Raw genomic sequence first — 3,417 nt, 5'->3', positions numbered from 1 at the left:
CCCTTTTTGCGGGGGTTGTTCGGGTTTGGTGTGTGTTTTGTGTGTTGTAAGTGTCTAAGGGCGCACGGTGGATGCCTTGGCGCAAGGAGCCGATGAAGGACGTGGGAGGCTGCGATATGCCTCGGGGAGCTGTCAACCGAGCTGTGATCCGAGGATTTCCGAATGGGGAAACCCAGCACCAGTCATGTGGTGTTACCCGCCTCTGAATATATAGGGGGTGTGGAGGGAACGAGGGGAAGTGAAACATCTCAGTACCCTCAGGAAGAGAAAACAAGAGTGATTCCGTGAGTAGTGGCGAGCGAAAGCGGATGAGGCTAAACCATGCACATGTGATACCGGGTAGGGGTTGTGTGTGTGGTGTTGTGGGGTTCATCTTTCCAGTACTACCTTGCTGGAGGGCAGTGAGAAATCGTCATGTTAGGTGAAGTGGCCTGGAATGGCCTGCCGGAGAGGGTGAGAGTCCCGTAACTGAAAATGTGGTGACTGCCTGGATGAGTTTCCCGAGTAGCAGCGAGCCCGTGGAATTTGCTGTGAATCTGCCGGGACCACCCGGTAAGCCTGAATACTACCTTGCGACCGATAGCGGACTAGTACCGTGAGGGAAAGGTGAAAAGTACCCCGGGAGGGGAGTGAAATAGTACCTGAAACCGTGTGCTTACAATCCGTCAGAGCCCTCGTTGTGGGGTGATGGCGTGCCTTTTGAAGAATGAGCCTGCGAGTCAGTGCTCGGTGGCGAGGTTAACCCGTTGTGGGGTAGCCGTAGCGAAAGCGAGTCCGAAGAGGGCGTTCTATAGTCGCCGGGTCTGGACCCGAAGCGGAGTGATCTACCCATGGCCAGGGTGAAGCAGCAGTAAGATGTTGTGGAGGCCCGAACCCACTTAGGTTGAAAACTGAGGGGATGAGCTGTGGGTAGGGGTGAAAGGCCAATCAAACTCCGTGATAGCTGGTTCTCCCCGAAATGCATTTAGGTGCAGCGTCACGTGTTTCTTGCCGGAGGTAGAGCTACTGGATGGCCGATGGGCCCTCACAGGTTACTGACGTCAGCCAAACTCCGAATGCCGGTAAGTGAGAGCGTGGCAGTGAGACTGCGGGGGATAAGCTTCGTAGTCGAGAGGGAAACAGCCCAGATCGCCGGCTAAGGCCCCTAAGCGTGTACTAAGTGGAAAAGGATGTCCGGTCGCGAAGACAACCAGGAGGTTGGCTTAGAAGCAGCCACCCTTGAAAGAGTGCGTAATAGCTCACTGGTCTAGTGGCTGGGCGCCGACAATGTAGCGGGGCTCAAGTACACCGCCGAAGCCGCGGCACTCACACCTTTGGGTGTGGGTGGGTAGGGGAGCGTCGTGCAGCCGTAGAAGCAGCGGGGTGACCTAGTTGTGGAGGCTGTGCGAGTGAGAATGCAGGCATGAGTAGCGAATGACACGTGAGAAACGTGTCCTCCGGATGACCAAGGGTTCCTGGGCTAGGTTAATCCTCCCAGGGTGAGTCGGGACCTAAGGCGAGGCCGACAGGCGTAGTCGATGGACAACGGGTTGATATTCCCGTACCCGTGTCAGATCGCCCCTGATGAATCAGTTGTACTAACCGTCCTGAAGCCGCGAGATCACCTTCGGGTGACGAGCTGGTGGATGCACGGGACCTCGGTTGGTAGTAGTCAAGCGATGGGGTGACGCAGGAAGGTAGTGGGGCCAGTCAGTGGTTGTACTGGTGTAAGCCTGTAGCACGAGATCTAGGCAAATCCGGGTCTCATGTAAGTGTGAGAGGTGATGCGTAGCCGTTGCGGTGAATTCCATGATCCTATGCTGCCGAGAAAAGCCTCTAGCGAGATCTGATGTGGCCCGTACCCCAAACCAACACAGGTGGTCAGGTAGAGAATACCAAGGAGATCGAGAGAACTGTGGTTAAGGAACTCGGCAAAATGCCCCCGTAACTTCGGGAGAAGGGGGACCTCGCATGGTGACCGGACTTGCTCCGTGAGCTGTGGGGGGTCGCAGAGACCAGAGAGAAGCGACTGTTTACTAAAAACACAGGTCCATGCGAAGTCGTAAGACGATGTATATGGACTGACGCCTGCCCGGTGCTGGAAGGTTAAGAGGACCGGTTAGCCGTAAGGCGAAGCTGAGAATTTAAGCCCCAGTAAACGGCGGTGGTAACTATAACCATCCTAAGGTAGCGAAATTCCTTGTCGGGTAAGTTCCGACCTGCACGAATGGCGTAACGACTTCTCTGCTGTCTCAACCACAGACTCGGCGAAATTGCAGTACGAGTAAAGATGCTCGTTACGCGCGGCAGGACGAAAAGACCCCGGGACCTTCACTATAGCTTGGTATTGGTGTTCGGTTCGGTTTGTGTAGGATAGGTGGGAGACTGTGAAGTGGGCACGCCAGTGTTCGTGGAGTCGTTGTTGAAATACCACTCTGATCGTATTGGATACCTTAACCTCGGACCATGATCTGGTTCAGGGACAGTGCCTGGTGGGTAGTTTAACTGGGGCGGTTGCCTCCCAAAATGTAACGGAGGCGCCCAAAGGTTCCCTCAGCCTGGTTGGCAATCAGGTGTTGAGTGCAAGTGCACAAGGGAGCTTGACTGTGAGACTGACAGGTCGAGCAGGGACGAAAGTCGGGACTAGTGATCCGGCACCGGCAAGTGGAAGCGGTGTCGCTCAACGGATAAAAGGTACCCCGGGGATAACAGGCTGATCTTCCCCAAGAGTCCATATCGACGGGATGGTTTGGCACCTCGATGTCGGCTCGTCGCATCCTGGGGCTGGAGTAGGTCCCAAGGGTTGGGCTGTTCGCCCATTAAAGCGGCACGCGAGCTGGGTTTAGAACGTCGTGAGACAGTTCGGTCTCTATCCGCCGCGCGCGTTAGAAACTTGAGGAAGGCTGTCCCTAGTACGAGAGGACCGGGACGGACGAACCTCTGGTGTGCCAGTTGTTCCACCAGGAGCACGGCTGGTTGGCTACGTTCGGAAGGGATAACCGCTGAAAGCATCTAAGCGGGAAGCCTGTTCCAAGATTAGGTTTCTCACCACCTTGAGTGGGTAAGACCCCCTACAGACTATGGGGTTGATAGGCCAGAACTGGAAGCGCAGTAATGCGTGTAGGTGACTGGTACTAATCGGTCGAGGGCTTACCACACACATAACATTCGCCAAAACGAACACCCCCAATTGGGTGTTTGCACAACGAACAAGCGTGTAACAACAACAGAAACCAGCATGCTGCTGGTTCGCGTCCACTATGCAATGTCTGAGACAACACACAACTGTGTTGTTTCGCAGTGTTACGGCGGCCATAGCGGAGGGGAAACGCCCGGCTCCATTCCGAACCCGGAAGCTAAGCCCTCCAGCGCCGATGGTACTGCACTCGTGAGGGTGTGGGAGAGTAGGACACCGCCGGACTACAATTAGATACAGGA

At 55.4% G+C, this 3,417-nt stretch carries 2 rRNA genes; both read left to right on the top strand.

Annotated elements, in window-relative coordinates:
* The first annotated feature begins 44 nt into the window (after positions 1-44).
* Positions 45-3,137, top strand: a 23S ribosomal RNA gene (locus AC21LY_RS23465).
* A 146-nt stretch (positions 3,138-3,283) separates the two neighbouring features.
* A 5S ribosomal RNA gene (gene rrf, locus AC21LY_RS23460) occupies positions 3,284-3,400 on the top strand.
* Positions 3,401-3,417 lie beyond the last annotated feature (17 nt).

The organism is Tsukamurella sp. II2bb (assembly GCF_057815145.1).
The sequence above is the reverse complement of the archived record's forward strand: the minus strand, read 5'-3'. Positions and strand labels throughout refer to the sequence as shown.